The organism is Caballeronia sp. BCC1704 (assembly GCF_902833455.1).
GTDB lineage: Bacteria > Pseudomonadota > Gammaproteobacteria > Burkholderiales > Burkholderiaceae > Caballeronia.
In genome coordinates, this window is sequence record NZ_CADFFT010000003.1 from 423,316 (window position 1) to 442,497 (window position 19,182).

At 63.9% G+C, this 19,182-nt stretch carries 18 protein-coding genes; 3 read left to right on the forward strand and 15 right to left on the reverse strand.

Annotated elements, in window-relative coordinates:
• Positions 1-95 precede the first annotated feature (95 nt).
• The 12 genes from HWX53_RS17515 to HWX53_RS17570 all read right to left on the reverse strand — a co-directional run bounded on the left by HWX53_RS17515 (position 96) and on the right by HWX53_RS17570 (position 13,112).
• Positions 96-770, reverse strand: coding sequence for a GntR family transcriptional regulator (locus HWX53_RS17515; RefSeq protein ID WP_175943127.1), 675 nt, complete (start codon positions 768-770; stop codon positions 96-98).
• A gap of 84 nt (positions 771-854) precedes the next feature.
• On the reverse strand, positions 855-1,349 hold the full coding sequence (locus HWX53_RS17520) for a hypothetical protein (RefSeq protein WP_175943129.1): 495 nt from the start codon (positions 1,347-1,349) through the stop codon (positions 855-857).
• Between the two features lie 647 nt (positions 1,350-1,996).
• Positions 1,997-2,941 (reverse strand): amidohydrolase family protein, encoded by a 945-nt coding sequence (locus HWX53_RS17525; protein ID WP_175943131.1) that lies wholly within the window; start codon positions 2,939-2,941, stop codon positions 1,997-1,999.
• Positions 2,938-4,254 (reverse strand): MFS transporter, encoded by a 1,317-nt coding sequence (locus tag HWX53_RS17530; protein WP_175943133.1) that lies wholly within the window; start codon positions 4,252-4,254, stop codon positions 2,938-2,940. The genes HWX53_RS17525 and HWX53_RS17530 overlap by 4 nt, the downstream gene beginning before the upstream one ends.
• Before the next feature lie 14 nt (positions 4,255-4,268).
• On the reverse strand, positions 4,269-5,516 hold the full coding sequence (locus HWX53_RS17535) for an MFS transporter (RefSeq protein WP_175943135.1): 1,248 nt from the start codon (positions 5,514-5,516) through the stop codon (positions 4,269-4,271).
• The gene (locus tag HWX53_RS17540; RefSeq protein WP_175943137.1) at positions 5,513-6,799 is read right to left on the reverse strand and encodes an MFS transporter; all 1,287 of its coding nucleotides are present in this window, start codon (positions 6,797-6,799) and stop codon (positions 5,513-5,515) included. The genes HWX53_RS17535 and HWX53_RS17540 overlap by 4 nt, the downstream gene beginning before the upstream one ends.
• Positions 6,796-7,854: an amidohydrolase family protein gene (locus HWX53_RS17545; RefSeq protein ID WP_175943139.1), complete on the reverse strand. Its 1,059-nt coding sequence runs from the start codon at positions 7,852-7,854 to the stop codon at positions 6,796-6,798. The genes HWX53_RS17540 and HWX53_RS17545 overlap by 4 nt, the downstream gene beginning before the upstream one ends.
• A gap of 13 nt (positions 7,855-7,867) precedes the next feature.
• Positions 7,868-9,019, reverse strand: a complete 1,152-nt coding sequence (locus HWX53_RS17550) for a porin (RefSeq protein ID WP_175943141.1) — start codon at positions 9,017-9,019, stop codon at positions 7,868-7,870.
• A gap of 42 nt (positions 9,020-9,061) precedes the next feature.
• Positions 9,062-10,441 carry an MFS transporter gene (locus HWX53_RS17555; RefSeq protein WP_175943143.1) on the reverse strand — a complete coding sequence of 460 codons (1,380 nt, stop codon included), beginning with the start codon at positions 10,439-10,441 and terminating at the stop codon, positions 9,062-9,064.
• Positions 10,442-10,525: 84 nt separating this feature from the next.
• A complete protein-coding gene (locus HWX53_RS17560; protein WP_175943145.1) occupies positions 10,526-11,452 on the reverse strand; it encodes an SMP-30/gluconolactonase/LRE family protein in 927 nt (308 codons plus the stop codon).
• A 20-nt stretch (positions 11,453-11,472) separates the two neighbouring features.
• A complete protein-coding gene (locus HWX53_RS17565) occupies positions 11,473-12,420 on the reverse strand; it encodes an NAD(P)-dependent oxidoreductase (protein ID WP_175943147.1) in 948 nt (315 codons plus the stop codon).
• Positions 12,420-13,112, reverse strand: a complete 693-nt coding sequence (locus HWX53_RS17570) for an RraA family protein (protein ID WP_175943149.1) — start codon at positions 13,110-13,112, stop codon at positions 12,420-12,422. The genes HWX53_RS17565 and HWX53_RS17570 overlap by 1 nt, the downstream gene beginning before the upstream one ends.
• A gap of 166 nt (positions 13,113-13,278) precedes the next feature.
• On the opposite strand from HWX53_RS17570, the gene HWX53_RS17575 reads away from it, so the two are divergent.
• A complete protein-coding gene (locus HWX53_RS17575; RefSeq protein WP_175943151.1) occupies positions 13,279-14,007 on the forward strand; it encodes a helix-turn-helix domain-containing protein in 729 nt (242 codons plus the stop codon).
• A gap of 40 nt (positions 14,008-14,047) precedes the next feature.
• Here HWX53_RS17575 and HWX53_RS17580 read toward each other — a convergent pair whose 3' ends face one another.
• From HWX53_RS17580 to HWX53_RS17590, 3 genes are all read right to left on the reverse strand, one after another.
• Entirely contained in the window at positions 14,048-14,758 is a 711-nt protein-coding gene (locus tag HWX53_RS17580; protein ID WP_175943153.1) for a helix-turn-helix domain-containing protein, read from the reverse strand.
• Positions 14,755-15,987, reverse strand: coding sequence for an alpha-hydroxy acid oxidase (locus tag HWX53_RS17585; RefSeq protein ID WP_175943155.1), 1,233 nt, complete (start codon positions 15,985-15,987; stop codon positions 14,755-14,757). Before HWX53_RS17585 ends, HWX53_RS17580 begins: the two co-directional genes overlap by 4 nt.
• 484 nt (positions 15,988-16,471) lie before the next feature.
• Positions 16,472-17,257, reverse strand: a complete 786-nt coding sequence (locus HWX53_RS17590) for an IclR family transcriptional regulator (protein WP_175943157.1) — start codon at positions 17,255-17,257, stop codon at positions 16,472-16,474.
• Positions 17,258-17,442: 185 nt separating this feature from the next.
• Between HWX53_RS17590 and HWX53_RS17595 the strand changes: the two genes are divergently transcribed.
• Positions 17,443-18,726, forward strand: a complete 1,284-nt coding sequence (locus tag HWX53_RS17595) for an MFS transporter (protein WP_175943976.1) — start codon at positions 17,443-17,445, stop codon at positions 18,724-18,726.
• Positions 18,727-18,730: 4 nt separating this feature from the next.
• On the forward strand, positions 18,731-19,177 hold the full coding sequence (locus HWX53_RS17600) for a type II 3-dehydroquinate dehydratase (protein WP_175943159.1): 447 nt from the start codon (positions 18,731-18,733) through the stop codon (positions 19,175-19,177).
• Positions 19,178-19,182: the final 5 nt, after the last annotated feature.

Sequence of the window (19,182 nt, forward strand, 5' to 3'; positions counted from 1 at the left end):
GTAGCGGCCGCACGTTTCGTAGCGGCCCAATACTGCCCGCAGCGTTGCCGCTGCGGCGCAGACTAGCGGTTTGCTGCAGGCAACGGTTCAGCAGGTCAAGAAGTGATGCGCATCTCTGCTTGGGTCATCCCGCGCAGAAGATTTTCTCGGGCCACCTCGGTGTGCCGGACACTGAGCTTGGCGGCAAGCTCCTCATCGCCATCGGCGATAGCGGCAGCTATGGCTGCGTGCTCCTCCCAAACCGTCTTACGCTGCCCCACCACCTGCAACACAGCCCCCATCACTCGACGAAGATGCATCCAGTGCAGCCGCGCATTTTCGACAATCAATGGATTGCCTGAAGCAGCATAGATAGCGCTGTGAAAAGCCATGTCGGCCTCGATCATCGCCTTGACGTCGTCTCCCCTGGACACTTTGCGGCCGTGGCTAATGAGGGCCTTGTCCAGCACAGTCTTCTTCTTGGCAGCCAACTGTGCCGCGAGCCCATCGAGGGCACCGCGGAACTCGTACAAGTGGCTCACGCGCGCGCTGTCCAGCGGCGTGACCTGCAGCCCGCGTCCCGGCGCGTCTTCAACCAGACCGTCCTTCTTCAAGAGCCGAAACGCTTGCAGCACGGGCGACCGCGACACCGCGAGCTGTTCGGCGATTTCTTCCTGGACTATGCGAGTACCCGGCGCGATCGACCCCTCGCTGATTGCATCCAGCAAGACCCGGTAAACCTCGTCCACGTAATCCGTTCGGGCCTGGATTTTAAGCAGTTTAGCTGGCATAGCGGCTCGGTATGGATACAGAATACCAATAGCATATCAGCCATTGTGACGGGACACTCGACAGGCGCTCTTCACGCGGAACCATCACTCCTCTGTCGTCAAGGAAGCACGCCATACGCGGATATTGCCCTCATCGGCGCAGAAATACCGGACGGGTTCGCGCGCGCTGACCTCGGATGGCGCCGTCGGTGGCACATCGCCGATCTGGCTGGTCCGGTGTGTAGGCGCCTGCACGAAGACAAAGGCGAACGCTGCGCAATAACGCTTTGCTTGTTCTACCGCGAGGTGCTGGTCAGAGCATAGATGCGAGTTGCCGACTGTGCGAGCGTCCCGAACGACGATGGAGACGAGTCGTCCTCCCGAGCGGGCAAGCAACCATACGGCTTCATAGTCGTCTGTCACCGGCGACTTAACCAAGACACGCAGCAACCCCTCGGTATCGACATCGAGCCCACATCGCTCCATTACCGCGCGTGCGTTTAGTCGGAGCTTAGACCCTGAGACCCAGCGCCCGAGCGAAGGTGGCGGTCGTCGCAAGTCGAGGAAGCTGAACATCGAATCGTCTATGTCGGGCGTCATGACGTCGCCGGTGCATGACACGCTAGGGAAGCTAGGAAGATTCATGAAAGTCGGTCGGCGTCGCCGCGGGGCTCTGGCTCCGGAGGAGAGGATTCTGTATCCAAAGCGTACGCGCGCGCGTATCTGGCGCACATGCGGGGTAACGCTAGGTTCCCGCGGCGAGCGCAGCTGTTCATGCGGAAGTCGCATCCGACAGCATCGGGCGCGGCCTAGAGCCATTGAGCGCAACGCGACAACTTTTCGTGGATGCCGGCGAACGGACGGCCAACGGCACGTCGAGCGTATCTCTGGCGCATTCCTTCAAGATGAGCGGGCGCGCGTTTGCGACGCGTTTCCAACAGCGTGCTGCAGAGGTGATTGGGCGGACGCGCTGGGCACTTAACAAATATGCGCCGGAGCCGCTATTGCGCGCCGCAAGCTTCCGGCACATCGCGATCAATCAGCCCCGGCACTGTCGACGCTCGACCACCACAATCACGACGGGCTCCACCGGAACACGGCCAAGTTTGCGACCTGCACGCACCAGCCCTCAAGGCCCAATGAAGATTTGCGGCTTCCACTACATTGATCGCCGCGTACCGTTGCGGATGCCTCACTCGCGGTCGTCGTCGAGGGAAAACGTCGGCGGCAATACCATCGACAACGGCCTACACGGCATCGAAGCCATAGAGCCTCGTCGGATTCGTCACGAATATCATCCGCTGCCATTCCGGCCTGTCGATCCAGCCCGCGATAACATCGACAAGGCCGGCGTCGTCCGGCTTGCTCGATGTCTGCGTCGGATGCGGCCAGTCCGTGCCCCAGAGCATGCGCTCGGGGGCCATGGCGATGAGTGCCCTGGCGACCGGCGCCACGTCTTCATAACCGGGCGCGCCCGTCTTGCTGTCGACGTACGGCCCCGACAACGTGATCCACGTGTTGCCCCTCTCGACGAGGCGCTGCGCCGTGCGTAGGGCGTCGCTCGCGGCGCCGCCGGGCTGCGGCACATGTGCGATATGGTCGATGACGAGCGGACAAGCCAGCGCCGCGAGGTGCCCCTCCAGTTGCGGCATCTTCGCGCCTTGCACGACGAGTTCGATATGCCATCCCATCGGCGTGATGCGCTTTGCCAGCGGCGCGAGCATGTCCAGCGTCGTCGCGCCGGGATAGCTCAGGTTGAATCGAATGCCGCGCACGCCGGCGCCGTTCAACGTATGAAGCGCCTCATCCGTCACCGATGTATCGACGACAGCAATGCCGCGCGCGTCGTTGCCGAATCGCTTCAACGCTTCGACGGTGCACCGGTTGTCGGTGCCGTATGTCGATGGCGTCACCACGACATTGCGTCGTATCCCGAGCCGCGTCTGCAACTGCCGATATTGCTCGACGGTCGCATTGGGCGGCCGGAGCGTGGTGCCGGTCGCCACCGGAAAACGATCGTCATAAATATGCATGTGACAATCGACGGCATGCTCCGGCAATGCGAAAGACGGTCGCTCCGAACCGCTCGACCACGTTTCGTTGGCCGCCGCCGTGCGAGGCAGCGCGGCCGTCGCGAGGGACGCGCAAGCCAGTTCCAGAAATCCGCGTCGCGACAGACTCTTGCTGCTCATGCCGCCTCCGTCTTGCCGACCATGCGCCCGGATTGACCCTTGCGCGTGAGAAGGAGCAGCGTCGCGACGCTGACCAGCGTCAGGATCGCGAGCGGCATCAGCGCCAGCGAATAGCTGCCCGTCGCCGCCTTGACCCAGCCGTAGACATTCACCATGAGGCCGCCACCCAGCAAGTTCGCGATGGCATTGACGGTGGCCAACCCCGCCGCGATCGTGCTGTTCGACAGCATGTCCGATGCGAGCGCCCAGAACGGTCCCTTGAACGCATAGGCGCCGACGAGCACGCAGCACAGCATGCACACGGTGGGCACCAGCGAGCCGCTGAGCGACGTGGCGAAGAGACCGCCGCCGATCAAGAGCATCGGCACGACGGTATGCCAGCGATGCTCCTTCGTGCGGTCCGAATGACGGCCCCAGAAGATCATCAGAATCGACGCCAGCGCGTACGGCACCGCGTTCAGCAAGCCCGTCTGCAGCACGGTCAACCCGTACGACTTCAACAACTGCGGCTGCCATACGGACAACGTGCTCCCCGCAGCGGACGCGCACGTATCGACGAGCGCGAGGCACAGCACGTAGCGGTTGCGAAAGAGCTTCGTCAGCGGCATCGGCGCGACCTTCTTCGGCTGTGCATTTTCCGCGGCGAGCGCGCCGAGCAGCCACGCGCGCTCGTCTTCGTTCAGCCACGTCGCCTTGGCGGGCTTGTCCGTCAGCATGAAAAGGCACGCGATGCCGAGCAGCACCGTCGGCACGCCTTCGAGGATGAAGAGCCAGTGCCAGCCGCGCAGACCCGCAATGCCGTCCATCTGCAGCAAGAGCGCCGAAATGGGCGAGCCGATGAAGCTCGCCGCCGGAATCGACACCATGAAGGTCGCGACGACGCGCGCGCGATACGCCTTCGGCACCCAGTACGACAGATAGAGCAGCACGCCCGGTGCAAAGCCGGCTTCGGCCGCGCCGAGCAGAAAGCGCAGGATATAGAACGTCGTGGCGTTGTGCACGAGCGCCGTCGCCGCCGACACCAGCCCCCACGTAATCATGATCCGCGCGATCCAGACGCGCGCGCCGTACTTTTCGAGCGCGAGGTTGCTCGGCACTTCGCAGATGAAGTAGGACACGAAGAACAGACTCGCGCCGAAGCCGAACACTTTCGCGGACATGCCGATGTCGTGATTCATCTGAAGCGACGCCATGCCGACGTTGCCGCGATCGATGAACGCCATCAGATAACAGATCATCAGGAACGGCAGCAGCCGCCAGATGACCTTTCGCATCGTCTGCCGCTCGAGTGTCGTGGTGCTTGCAATTGACATGTTCGTCTCCGACTTTATGCGCCTTCGCGCTGTAGTTTGAATCGTTGCCACGCGACGATGGACAGGACGCCCACCGCGAGCACCACCGCCATCGCCGCGAATGTGTGGCGCACGCCGAGCGCCTCGGATATGGTGCCGACGAGCAGATAGCCGAACGGCATCGTGCCGTTGTAGGCCATGCCGTACATGCCGACGAGTCCGCCGCGAACGTGCTCGGGGCAGCGGCGCTGGATGGTCGCGTTCGTCGATGTCGCCGCGAACGTGAGGCTGAAGCCCAGCGCGTAGAACGCGGGCATCGATGCGCCTACCGCGCTCGTCGTGGCGAGCACCATCAGCGCGATGATCGCGGTCCACGGCGCCCACGCGATGAACCGCGCCGACGCGCGCGGACCCAGCGCCGACGAAAGCAGCACGGCCGAGCTCAGCGAACCCGCGCCCGCGCAGGCGAAGAACACGCCGGTGAAACGCGCGGCGTCGTGAAACGCGCGGTCCGCGAGAAGCGGCACGAGCGTCTGGTAACTCGCCGCAAAGAGGCCGATGCATGCGAGGATCGGCAGATAGCGCGCGGAAAAGGCGTCCGACATCACGTAGCCGACGGCGTCGCGCAAGCTGCTGTCCGCGCGCGAGGCGCGCGCTTCCGTGGAGAGTCGAATCGAACGCACGCATATCGCCATGAAACACAACGCGAGCGCGTAGATTGCAAACGATGCGCGCGGGCCGAGCGTCGGATAAACGAATCCCGCGATCGTCGGGCCGACCATGCGGCCGACGTTATAGACCATGGTGTTCATCGCGACCGCGTTCGATGTCAGGCTCGTATCGCGCAGGCTCGTGAGCAGCAACACCTGACGCGCGGGCACTTCGATCGCACTCGAAATGCCGATCGCGAGCGCGTGCGCGAGAATCAGCGGCACATTCAGCAGATGCAATGCGGACAGGGTGATGAGACTGCCCGTCAAGATGAGCGACGCCGTGAGCACGCACAGCGTCACGCGACGCGCGTTCTCCGCGCGAATGCGCGATCCGGCGACGGGCGCGACGACCAGTTGCGGCCCGTACAACAGGAAGTTGAGCAGCGCGAGTATCGCCGCCGAACCCGACAGGTGATACACGAGCAGGTTCAGCGTCACGTTCTGCGTCCAGCTTCCCAGCACCGACGCGACCTGCCCGCTCAGATAGCGCCGCAGCGACGCCTCATTGAGGGCGGGAAAGAGCCTGCCGATCCATCCCGGCTGATTCGGCTGATTGGGGGCGGTCGTCATGCGAGCGTCTTGCCGCGCGTCTCGGGCGCGAAGAACACGACGATCGCGGCGGCGATGAACGCGACGATGGTCGTCGACAAGCCCAGCACGAAGCCGCCCGCAGTCGTTGCGAGCGTCCCGATGACGAGCGGCGCGATGAATCCGCCGAGCCGGCCGCCGTTGTACGCGAGCCCCATGAGAAAGCCGCGCGATGCCGTATTGCCGATGATTTCCGCGAGGAACGGTCCCGCGCCCGCGAAGATGCCGTTCACGCTGAAACCCGTGAAGAAGATGGCGACCATCAGCACGAGCGCATTCGACGACAGGATGTAGCCGAACACCGCCGCCGCGCCGACGAGCAGATACGCCATGAACATCGGCCGGCGGCCGAGGCGATCGACGAAAGTGGAAAACATCAAGAAGCCGGCGATTGCGCCGAATTGCAGCGCGAGCACGAACTTGAGGCTATGCACGAAGTCGAGGTGCTTCACCGTGACGAGGAACGTCGGCGTCCAGGTGAACACGCCCCAGTAGAGGTATTGCAGAAAGAAGATGAACATGAACGCAGTGAGCAGACCGCGGACGTTCAGCTTCGCATCGGCGGGAGCGGTCGTTGCCTGCGCCCTCGCGCGTTTGCGTTCGAGCCAGATGGGCGACTCGGGCGTCTTGCGCGCGACGAAAAACAGGATGAAGAACGGCAACGCGCCGATCAGGAACAGCACGCGCCATCCGTGGCCCGCGAGACCGTCGTTGAGGCCGCTGACGATGCCCGAGATCGTGATCGCGAGGATCGCGCCGATGGGCAGGCCCATCTGCATCAGCGCGCCGCCCTTGCCGCGGCGGCTCGCGTGCCACGTTTCGGCGATAAGCGCCGCGCCCGCCGTCCACGTCCCGCCCATGCCGAGCGCGCCGAAGAAGCGGATCGTCGCGAACCAGTGCTCGTTCGGCGCAAACGCGAGCAGCCCGGAGAACAGCGAATAGATGCCGATGCAAAGCAGCGCCGTGCGCACACGCCCCAGCCGGTCCGATACGTAGCCGAACAGGATGCCGCCGAGAATCTGCCCGGCTGCCGTGATGCTCGTGAAAAGCCCGAGCTGGGCTTTCGACAGACCGAACTGGAGCGCAAGCGTCGGCAAGAGAAGCGAGAGGAGGAACGAGTCATAGCTCTCGAACGTCCAGCCGAGACCGGCGAGCGACAGCGAGCGCCACTCCCCGCGCGTGATGTCCTTGTAACGCTTCCCTTCGGCTTCGCTGCCGATGTCGCTTCCGGTTGCGCCCGATGGAAGGCTCGCGCTCGTTTTCATGACTCGTCTCCTGGTAACCGCAAGCGATACGTCGCCGCGGCGGTGCCGCTGAACAGCGCGGCTTTTTCATCCGCTGACAATGACTGCGCCAGCCGCTTGAAGGCGTTCCACAGCACGCCGTAGCTGAACATGCCCTTGTCGACGGGGAAGTTGCTCTCGAACATGCAGCGCTTCGCGCCGAAGAGTTCGATGCAGGTCTCGAAGTAAGGTCGCCACGCAGCGGCGAGTTCCTCCGACGAAGGCGGCGTTTCGCGCGATGTGAAGCCGAACCGCAAGCCGAAGCCGAACACGGTCATGCCCGCGCCGCCCAGCTTCAGGCGCGTGTTGGGCAGGCTCGCCAGGCGCGCGAGCCCGTGCCGCCATTCGGCCATGACCTGCTCGCGGCTGTTCGCGTGCGGTCCGACGCCGAGCGGGCCGCCGAAGTGATCGATGACCACGGTCACATCCGGCGCGGCGCTCGCCAGTTCGTACAGCTGGGCGAGTTGCGTGTGATAGACCCACGCGTCCAGCGACAGCCCGTAGCGCGCCAGCGTCTTCACGCCTCGCCGGAAGTCGGCGTTCGCCATCAGATCGCGCGGCGGCGTCACCGGGCTCGAAACCACGTCCGTGCTCGAATGCCACGCAAGCGGATTGCGGATGCCGCGCAAGCGGCCGCCCGTGACCTGAAGCATCGCTTCGAGCACGGGCGCGACCGCATCGCCGAGCGCGAGATCCGCGCCGCCGACGATCGCGTCGCAGGCTCTCGTCGGTCCATACGCCCCGCTTGCGAACATCGCGGCGATGCCGTTGGCGAACTCCGCTTCGCCGACCGGCTTCATCGCCGCGGGGCCGCGCTCGCGCAGCATCGAGCGGCATTGCACATACACGCTCGCTACGATGCGATGCCCGCTGCCGACATCGCGCGCGAACTCGTCCGCTAGATAGCGCCCGCTCTGCCGGTCCCACAGATGATGATGCGCATCGACGATAGGAAGATCCGGCTCCAGAATCGGCTCCTGACGGCGCGCGAGCCATTCTTCGCGGACGGGCAAATGAGGCGCATGGACGATCTGCACGGCGGTTCCCTCGTCAGAACTTCTGGCGCAGGCCGACTGTGACTCCAGTCTGGTTGTAGCCGGGCGCGACCGTGCCGTAGCCGTTCACGCCAAGCGCCGACTTGTCCTTGTTGTGCGCGTAACCGACGGTCGCGTAGAGGTCGGTGCGCTTCGACAGGAAGTAGTCGGCGTTGATGACGGCCAGCCACGGATCGGCGCCGGTCGAATGAACGTCGTGGTAGTAGCCGACCGCGGTCAACTGGAACGACGGCGTGATCAGATATTGCGCGCCGAGCCAGTACAGGTTGGCGGCATTGGCGGCCGAACCGTTGGCGATGGCAATCGGATTGGCCGGCAGGAACGTGTTCGATGCCCGCAGATAGCGATAGCCGGCATAGGCCGTCACCGGACCGAAGCTGTACGTCGCGGCGGCGAGCGCGCGGCGCTCGGTGCTCGTGTTCGTGGTCAGCGTGTTGCTGTTGCGCTGTTCGTAGACGGCGGTCGCCGCGATCGGGCCGCTCGCATAGGTCAACGCGCCGCTGAAGAACCGGCCGGTGATGAGCGCGCCCGGCACTTCGGAACCGTAGCCCGTGTCGTAGCGCGTGCTGTACATCGCCTGCGCCGTCAGCGGACCGAACTTGCCGGTGTACTTCACCGAATTGTCGATGCGAGCGGCGAGCGCATAGTCGAGCGACAGCGCCGAATAGCGGGACGAGACGCCCATCGGGTCGAACGTCACCGACTGTTCATAGATCAGCGCGTTCTGGCGGCCGAGCGTAAGCTGCTGGCCGTTATACAGGAGGCCGACCCATGCCTGACGGCCGAAGAGCCGCGTGGTGGTCGCCGCATTCGCGCCGAGGCCGCGCGTCGATTGAGCCGTCGTGCCGTCGTTGATATTGAAGCCGTTCTCCACGTCGAAGATCGCCTTTATTCCGCCGCCCAGGTCCTCGACGCCCTTCAGGCCCCAGCGGGAGCCGGACAGATTGCCCGACACCTCGCGCACCTGAGATCCGCCGGCGCTGGTGTTGTTGAGATACTCGACGCCGACATCGGCGATGCCGTAAAGCGTCACGCTGCTTTGCGCACGCGCCGCACCGGACGCGAAGGTGATGCTTGCGACTGCGACCGTCCCAAGCGCCAGACTGGTTTTAAGGTTGGCTTTCTTGTGAGCCTTCTTCACGGACATTTCGTCTCCAAACAGGGTTATGAATTTTGTGGACGCAGGGATTCACGACTTGCGCGCGGCGCTGGCTTCGCCGGCATTCGCGCCGGGATCGCCGAGCCAAGCGATCGTCAGCGCGCCGATCAGCAGCACGGCGGACACGGCGAGCAGCGGCAGCGTGAAGCCGCCGGACATCTGCTTGAGCGCGCCGATCATCGACGGTCCCGCGAAGCCGCCGAGATTGCCGACGGACACGATGAGCGCGAGTCCGCCCGCCGCGGCGCGGCCGGTGAGAAAGCTGGAGGGAATCGCCCAGTACGTCGCCTGGAACGCGAGAATTCCGCTGACGGTGAAACACAGGGCGATGAGCTTCAAGAACGGCACGTCGGTCAGCGCGCTGCATGCGAGCGCTGCGGCGGCGACCAGCAAAGCGCCGGCAACGTACGGCACGCGCTTTTGCGCCTTGTTCGCCACGCGCGCCCACCACAGCATCGCGAACGCGCCGATCAGGTAAGGAAGCGCCGTCAGCCAGCCGACGACCGAATGCGTGACGCCGAACTGCTTAATGATCTGCGGCATCCACAAGCCGACGCCCACCGATCCGACGATCCCGCAGAAGTTGATGAACGCGAGCACGAACACGCGCCAGTTGGTCATGGCGTCGCGCAACGTGCTGCCGTGCTTGCTGCCGATATCCTTCTGCTCCGCCGCGAGGCGCCGGGCGAGCGTGGCCTTCTCTTCGTCGCTGAGCCAGCTAGCCTTGTCGGGACGATCCGCGAGGATGAAGAGACACGCAACGCCGAGCAGCACGGCGGGCAGACCCTCGATCAGCAGCAGCCATTGCCAGCTTTTCAGGCCGTGCAGTCCGCCCAACTGAAGCAGCGCGCCGGAGATCGGCGAGCCGATCATGTTCGCGACGGGAATGCCGACGAGGAACGCGGCCGTCACCTTGGCGCGCCATTTGCCGGGAAACCAGTGCGTGAAATAGAGATAGATGCCGGGTGTGAATCCGGCTTCCGCGATGCCGAGCAGGAACCGCGCGGCGGCGAAGCTCTTCGGCCCGACGACGAACGCGGTCAGCATCGAGCACACGCCCCAGGTGATCATGATGCGCGCGATCCAGACCCGCGCCCCGACCTTCTGCATGATGAGGTTGCTCGGAATCTCGAACAGGAAGTAGCCGATCGAGAACAGTCCGGCAGCCAGGCCGAACTGCTCGCCTGTGAGACCGAGGTCTTTGTTCATCGTCAGCGCGGCGAAGCCGACATTCGTTCGGTCGAGATAGCTGACGACGTAGCAGAGGAAGATGAACGGAAGAATGCGCCGGAACGCCTTCGCGAGCGTGCGTTCGCTGGCCGCGAAGTCTTCGCTGGCGAGCACGGTGCCGCTCGCCGCGTTCTTCGAACGCGCGGCGCGGGTTTCATCGATGGTTTGCGAGAGTTGCATGAGTGGCTCCTCCATCGCGCGGCTTGGGCGCAATGTCTCGACTTCGCGTCGCGCAGGCGTGCATGGCCCGTCGACGAGAAAGCCTCAGTATTTCTTTGCTTGCTTGGGAAGCGGTCCGCAAACGCTCATGTCGGCCTTCAACACCAGACCGTTCGTCGACTCCGTCATGAAAAGCGTCTTCATGTCCGCGCCGCCGAAACACAGGTTCGTGAGCGACACGCCTTCCTGCGCGGTCAGAATCTCGACCGGCTCGGCGCGGCGGTTGAGCACCCACACGCGGCCAAGCCCCGGATTCGCGATGAACAACCGGCCATCCGAGTCGATCGTGAGACCGTCGGGACCGCTCGGGCCGTAGGACGTGAAGAACTGCCCGACCTTGCTGACCGAGCCGTCCGCCTGCAACGGCACGCGCCACACGCAGTTGCCGCGCGTCATGCCGACGTACAGAACCTTCTCGTCCGGCGACAGCACGAGTCCGTTCGGGCTCGGGCAATTGCCGAGCAGCATGTCGAGCTTGCCGTCCGGCGACAGCCGATACACGCGGCCTGTCGGATCGTGCAAGCCGGACTGGCCTTGATCCGTGAAATACAGGTTGCCGTGCGAATCGAAGGTGAGGTCGTTCACGCCCTTGAAGCGCTCGGAGTTGCGGCGCTCGAGGTAAGGCTTCACTTCCCCGCGCTCGATGTCGAGCAACATCAGGCCGTTGCGATAGTCGGTGATGAGAAGGTGCGCGTCGTCGAACAGCTTTATCCCGTTGGGCTCGCCGTCGTACTGCGCGACGAGATCCCACTCGCCCGAAAGCGATATGCGATAGATGCGGCCGTAAGGAATGTCGGTCACGTAAAGGTGGCCGCGCGGGTCCCAGACAGGACCTTCGAGAAACGAATCGGTGGTCATGCCGCCGCGATTGGCGCGTGCCCAATCCGTCTGCACATCCGCCTTGCGGTACTTCTCCGGCATGCGCGTGAACACCTGCGCTTCGCGCACTTCGGGCGACGTGAGATAGAACATGCTCAGAACTCCTGTGAACGTCACGCCACCTTGCGGGCGTTTTCCTCGATGACCGCGAGCACGTTGGCCGCAGCACCCTTACCCATGTTCACGTAGGCCGCCTCGCTCACGCCGCCGATGTGCGGCGACAAAATCAGATTCGGCACGGACTGGAACGGGTGCGGATGCGTCATCGGCTCGACCGCGAAGCTATCGACGCCAGCCGAGCGCAACCGGCCGCTCGCGAGCGCCTCGACGAGCGCGGCTTCGTCGATCAGCCCGCCGCGCGCCGTATTCACGAGAATCGCGCCCTGCTTCATGCGAGCGAGCGTGTCGCGATTGATCATGTTGCGGTTCTCGTCCGTCAGCGGACAGTTGAGCGAGAGCACGTCGGACGCGGCGTAGATCTCGTCCATCGACGCGAGCGTCACGCCGTGCGGGGCTTCCTTCGCGAACGGATCGAAGGCGAGCACCTTCATGCCGAACGCGACGCCGATGGCCGCGACGCGACGGCCGATCGAACCGAGCCCGACCACGCCGAGCGTGCCGCCGTCGAGTTCGAAGGACTTGTGCGTGGACTTGTCCCAGTGACCGGCGCGCATGCGAACGTCGAGCTGCGGCACCGACTTCGCGCACGCAAGAATGAGCGCCCACGCGTGCTCGGCGACCGCCGCCGCGTTCGCGCCGACCGCCGCGCGCACCGCGATGCCGCGCGCGGCGGCGGCTTCCTGATCGATCACGTCGATACCGCTGCCGTGCTTCGAAATCACTTGCAGGTTTTCCGCTGCATCCATGATGCGCGCGTTGATCTTGCCGTAACGGACGATGATCGCGACGGGCTTCGTCTTCTCGCACAGCGCGACGATGTCGTCTTCAGTCGGCTGCTTGCCGGCGAACACGACCTTGAACGCGTGCAGCATGTCGAGCGCTTGCGGCGCGAGATCGGCGGCCGTGACGAGGACGACGGGCTCCTGAGCAGTCGTGTTCATTACAGAACCTCGCCTTCGGCCAGCATGCCCGCCGCGCGCAGTTCCTTGTCGAGCCAGCCAGGACGCACATCGCCCTTGTGGATCGCCGCGATACGCGCCGTTTCCATATCCAGCTTCTTCTGCGCGAGTTCGACGATGCGCGCGACATCGGCGCGCGGAATCACGACGACGCCATCGGCATCGCCGACCACGAGATCGCCGGGATTGACCGCCGTGCCGCCAGCGGAAATCGGATGGTTGACGAGACCGGCCACGCTCTTGGTCGGGCCGCACGGATTCAGGCCGGCGGAGAAGATCGGATAGTCGCCGCTCGCGAGTTCGTGCGCGTCGCGCACCGCTGCGTCGATGACGATACCCGCGATGCCGCTGACCTTCGCCTGCGTCGCCATGATCTCGCCGAGCAGCGCGCAGCTCACGTCGCCCTTTCCGTCCACGACGATCACATCGCCCGGCTTCGCGACCGCCAGAGCGGCGTGGATCGCCAGATTGTCGCCTTGTCGCACCTCGACGGTGATCGCCGGTCCCGCGACTTTCATCTTCGGCGACAGCGGCTTCACGCGACCGTGCACGGTGCCGCGCCGACCTGCGACGTCGGCGAGGATGGCGGCCTGAAACTTCGCCGCGGCTTGTACGAGTTCAGGTGAAACGCGCTCGATGTCGCGGATGATCGATTGATTCGTGTCGGTGCTCATGGACTAACCTCAGGTGAGAGTTGTACTGTGTGCAACAGTGGTGTACCAAGTGAAACCACTTTAACGCGCGCTCGATGTGCGAGCCAGTAGCGTTAACCCTTTTACAGTGCAATCCATCGTTTTACTGTGTACAATGCATCGAAAGGATGAACGTCAAGGGGACGAGATGGGAAACGACGGTGTGGTCGCGGTCGAACGAGCGCTCGGCCTGCTCGATTGCTTCAGGCTCGGCAAGGAGAAACTCTCGCTTGCTGCGCTTGCAAGCGCGTCGGGCATGCACAAAACGACGGTTTATCGGCTAATGAACTCGCTCGAACGCATGGGTTACGTCGTGCGTTCCGACGACGGCATGTACGGACTGGGCGCGCGCGTGCTGTATCTGGGCAAGCTGTATGAGCAGTCGTTTCACCTGTCGTCAGTGGTGGAGCCCATACTCTTCGCGCTCGCGGCGCAAACGAAGGAAAGCGCCTCGTATTACGTGCTCGAGAAAAACCAGCGTCTATGCCTGTTCCGGGCGGAGCCGTCCGAGGGTCTGCGCGAGACCCGGCTCGCGGGAACATCGCTTCCGCTCGACGACACCGCGATCGGCCAGGTGATCCGCTACTGGGGACTGCGCGAACCGATCTTTTCGGAGCCACCGCAGCTTCCGCTTTTCACCTCGGGGGCGCGGGACGTACATACGGCGGCATTCGCCACGCCGGTCTTCGGACCCGATGCCGAATTCATGGCCGCGTTGACGCTATCCGGCCCGGCCTCGCGCTTGAACGAGGCGCGCGGAACCGGCGAGCTGATTGCGCCGCAACTTCAGGCGGCGTCCGATCTTTCACGACGACTCGGGGCAAGCATGGCGTTTTGCGAGCGCATGTACGGCACTGGCGAGCGCCGTCAGGCTTGAGATCTCGCAGCGGCCGACGCGGCAGATTCGTGGCGCGGATTCACGGCGCAGCGCCAAGCAATGCGCTGGCAGCGAGCGCTTCGTCGAAGAGTTGCGAGCGGATACGCGCATCGTCCACATCGAAGTGGCCGATCACGCCTGAAAGCGTCAGCACGCCGACGAACGCATCCGACACACCGAAAAGCGGCGCGGCCATCGACGCGAGCAGCGGGTCACCGACGCCCGCCGACGAAACGATGCCCGCCACGCCCGCGCTCGCGAATGCCTGCACGGTTTTGCGCTCGAAGCGTTTGAATGCGAGACTCGACGCCGACTTGTCCATTGGACGCCGCGTGCCGGCGCGGATCGCCACGCGAACATCGCGCTCGGGTTCCGCCCGCAGCAGACAAAGGCGCGCGTCGCCGTCCCGCACATAAACTGACGCGCTCGCGCCGGTCTTCTCGCTGAGCCGCTCGACGACCGGCTGCAATGTCGTCACGAGCCCCACGCCGCTTTCGAATGCACGGCCGAGCTGAGCGGCCTTGTAGCCCAACCGGTACATGCCGTTTTGCTCCTTGTGCACGAAGCCCCGTGCTTCGAGCGAAAGCATGTACCGGAGAATGACGCTCTTGAAGAGCCCCGTTTGCTGTTCCAGATCCGACAGCGACCGGCCGCCAGGCTCGCCCAGAAACGCTTCGAGCAAGGAAAGCGTCCTGTCGACAGCGGCCACTGACCGGTCTATTTGTTCGTCATCCTTATTGTGCGATTTCATTGCCCGTACCTTTGGCTTGCAGCCACGCCTTCCGGCAACCTGATCAGGACGTCCGGCGTCAATTCGTCGATGCTGACGACGCCGAGCAAGCCGAGATTGCGTTGCACCTCTGCTTGCAGGATTGCGATTGCGTGCGCGACGCCCGCCTTGCCGGCCACCGAGGCGGCATAGTTGAACGGCCGGCCGACGAAGACGAAATCCGCGCCGAGCGCGAGCGCCTTCAGAACATCGGTACCCCGCCGGATGCCTCCATCGATCATCACCGCGATGTCATGACCGACTGCATTCGCGATTCCAGGCAGCACACGAAGCGGCGCGGCGGTGCCGTCCAGCTGTCGCCCGCCGTGGTTCGAGATGATGATTCCATCGGCGCCATGATCTCGCGCGGCGATCGCGTCGTCGGTTGCCATGATGCCCTTGATCACGAGTTTTCCCATCCATTGCGCCCGGATCTGACGCACATGCCTCCAGTTCAGATGGTCCTTCGCGCCGAAATCGCGCACCACGCGGCCCGAGAAGATGGGCGCGCCTCTCGTCGCATACGAGTTCTCGAAGTGCGGCATGCCGTGGTTGACGAGCGTTCTGAGCGCGGTGCCCAAGAGCCATCGAGGGCGCGTGACGCCGTCCCACGCGAGCCGCATGCTTGGCTTGAGCGGTGTCGAAAAGCCCGTGCGGATATTGTTCTCGCGATTGGCGAGCACGGCCGTGTCCACTGTCAGAACGAGCGTGTCGTAGCCGGCGCGTTGGACACGTTCGATCAGCGCGCGAATCTTCTCGGGTTCGCCCGGAAGATAGGCCTGGAACCATGTGCCGGACGCTTCCTTGGCCACTGTCTCAAGAGGAATGAGCGACGAGCCGCTCATGATCATCGGGATGCCGGCTTCGCGAGCGGCTCGTGCTTGCACGAGGTCGCCACGGTAAGCGGACAACGCCGATATGCCCATCGGCGCGATGCCGAACGGAGCGCGGTACGTCTTGCCGAGCAGTGTCGTGGCTTGCGTGCGCCGGGATACGTCTCGAAGCACGCGCGTCACGAAGCGATATTCCGAATACGCCCGTTCGTTGTCGTCCAGCGATGCGTTGCGCTCGGCCGCACCCGAGATGTACCCGAATATGGGTCGCGGAAGATGCCGCCGCGCGGCGATCTCGAAGTCATCGAGCGACAAGTATCGCCGCAACGCCTTGGGAGCCGGCTGTGCCGGAGCTTGCTTGGTTGGTTCCGCTTTCATTGCCCGCCTCTCGGATGCACGCATGCCATCAGAGGCACGACATCCATGCTGATTCGTGAACCGCTCCGCGCATTAACGACCGCGCCGTGGCTTTCGAAAAAATCATAACGCCGTTATGAAGATCGCGCAACGACTGGCAGCCAGCGAAGTATTCGACGAAATGTGGCCGTCAGCCGACGCCCGTTCAAAGGAAGCTGCGGCCGCTTGGAGCGACCAACGATCACGAACATCGAGCGATGTCGTGTTGCGGTGGTACGCGTTGTGGGCTGGCGTAGGCGCGCCTCGTTAAGCTGCGGCCCTTTTCAGAGGCAACCAGGCGATGGAATGGCCGGTTTATGGGGCGCCGCCGCATGCCGTCCGTCGGGCGACTCATTGCCCCGGTCACGCAGTCAGGCATGCAAAGGCCGCTAGTGGAGTGGCGCTGTCGCTCACGCGACGATGTCGCGCACGGTGTCGGCCGTCGATGAACCTCGGCTCCGCTTTCTCATCCCTTGCCCAGAGGTGGCCGGCTCGGAAACCCGGCCATGTTGCTGAGCTGAGCGAGCTCGTTGGCGGCCTCGCGCAGCAGTTCCGAGTACTCGTGGATCTTCTCTGCGGTCAGCCGCTTGCGCGGACCCGCCAGGCTAATGACGCCGACGCAGCGCGAGCCGCTGACCACCGGTGCCGCGACCGCCGACATTCTGGGCGCAAACACCTCGTCGATCATTGCGTAGCCGCGCACGCGCGCGGCGTGCAGGAAACCGAACAATGCCTTCAGCGTCGTCGGCGCGTTAGGGCCGAATTCCTTCGGCTGACCGAAGCCCTGCTTCAAGACGAGCGCGGCCGCTTGTTCATCCGACATCGTCATGAGCCACGCGTGACCCGTCGACGTGCATGAAAGCCGCGCGGCCTGACCCATGTCGGGATCATAGCGAAAGCCTGTGCGCTGTCCGTCCGCCTTGCCGACCCAGATGATGGCGTCGCCATCTACCAGCGACAGCCGCGCCAGTTCGCCGGTCTGCGCCGCGACACGTTCGATGATCGGCTGCGCGATGTCCGCGATGCCGGTCAGGCTCAGAAACTCGAGGCCGTTCGACGTCATGCGCATCGTGAGGATATAGCGGCTGTTGTCGGCGAACTGACGCACATAGCCGCTCTCGACCAGTTCGGCGAGCACGCGATGACATGAACTCCGCGGCATGCCTAACGCATCGGCGATCTCCAGCAGTCCCGTGCCTTCGCCTTGCGACGCCAGGAAATCCAGAATTCTCAGGCCGTTCTTCAGCGACATGGTTCGTCGAGCTTTCGCGATATGAAACGCAGTTCCGGTCCGGAACATGTGGCGTTGGCGGAGCCAACAATACCACTTGTTCGTCCGAGAAACGAACGCCAACATCCGAGATCCAGGAGACATTCATGTCAGTTACCGCTGACCCGAACATGGCCGCGGGCGAACGATCCGCGCAGGCCCATTTGATGGCGCGTCGCGCAGTGGCGGGCGCGACCGTCGGCACGGCGCTGGAGTGGTTCGATTTCGCGCTTTACGGCGTGGTCGCAGCCACGATCTTTCCGAAGCTGTTCTTTCCATCGCTCGACCCGACTGCGTCGCTGCTCGCGTCGCTCGCCAGCTTCTGGGCGGGGCTCGCCGCGCGTCCGCTGGGCGCGGTGATCTGCGGCATGCTCGGCGACCGCTGGGGACGGCGCAACCTCATGCTCGTCACGGTTTCGGTAATGGGCGCGTCCTCGTTCATGATGGGCCTGCTGCCCACTTATCAGCAGGTCGGCATTCTTGCGCCGACCCTGCTGGTTTCGCTGCGCATCATTCAGGGGTTCGCGCTCGGTGGAGAATCGACCGGCGCGCAACTGATGGCGGTCGAACACGCGGCCGCGACGAAACGCGGATGGTATTCCGGCCTGCTCGGCATCTGCTCGCCGCTCAGCCAGATTCTGGCGAATTTCTCGCTCTTCGCGCTGTCCGCCCTGCTTTCGGCCGATGACTTCGAATCGTTCGGATGGCGTATCCCGTTCCTTGCGAGTTTCGTGCTCGTGCTGCTCGGCATCTATATCCGCATGAAGGTCAGCGAGACGCCGGCCTTCGAGGCGCTGAAGAAGAAAGGCGAAGGCGCGCGCGCCGCCAATCCGCTCGGCATCGTCTTCAGGTTTCACTGGCGGACCGCACTGCGTCTGACACTGTTCTTCTGCGGCCCGGCGGCGCTGTTCTATCTGATCGTGGTCTTCTCGCTGAGCTATCTCACGAAGAACCTCGGCGTGCCCAAGCAGACCGGCTTCATGCTGCTGATGGTGGCCAATGTCTGCGCCATCGTGGGTGCGCTCGCGGGCGGCTATCTGAGCGACCGGATCGGGCGTAAGCGCGCGCTGATGATCGGCTCGTTCTGCACGCTCGTCTGCTGTCTGATTTACTTTCCGATCCTCAACCAGCATTCGGTCGCCATGACGATGGCCGTGATGGGCGCATTTCTCGGCTTCACGCAGTTCCAGAGCGGCATCCAGCCGGTATGGTTCGCCGAATCTTTCCCGACCGAAGCGCGTTACACGGGGTCCGCGCTGTCGTACTCGGGCGCCAATCTGCTCACCGGCGGGCCCATGCCGATCGTCGCGGTGGCCCTGCTCAATGCCTTTCACGGTTCGCCGTGGGCCATCGTCGCTGTCTGTGGCTCGCTGAACTTGCTCTCTTTCCTCATGATCGCCACGTCGCGGGAAACCAAAGACACGGCCCTCGAACGCAGCGCCACCCATTGAAACCATGACTCGCAAACTCTATATCCTGAACGGCTCCAACCTGAACATGCTGGGGCTGCGGGAACCGCACCTTTACGGCCATACGACGCTGAAGGACATCGAACGGAATTGTCTCGCGCTTGCCGAGGATCTCAAGTTCGATTGCGTGTTCCGTCAGACCAACAGCGAGAGCCAACTGATCGACTGGATTCAGGAAGCATTCTTGCAGGACGCCGCGCTCGTCATCAACCCGGCCGGCTTCTCGTTCGGGCGGATTCCGGTGCTCGACGCAGTCAAGCTGATCCGCCAGCCGGTGGTGGAAGTGCATATCACGAACATTCACCGGCGCTCCGAGGAATACCGTCACTCGACCATCTCGGTGGCCGCGACCGCGGTGATCTGCGGGGCGGGCGCGAACGGATACTTGCTCGCGATTCGCGCTGTCGATGACCTTTGGACCGCACAGGGCTAAAGCTT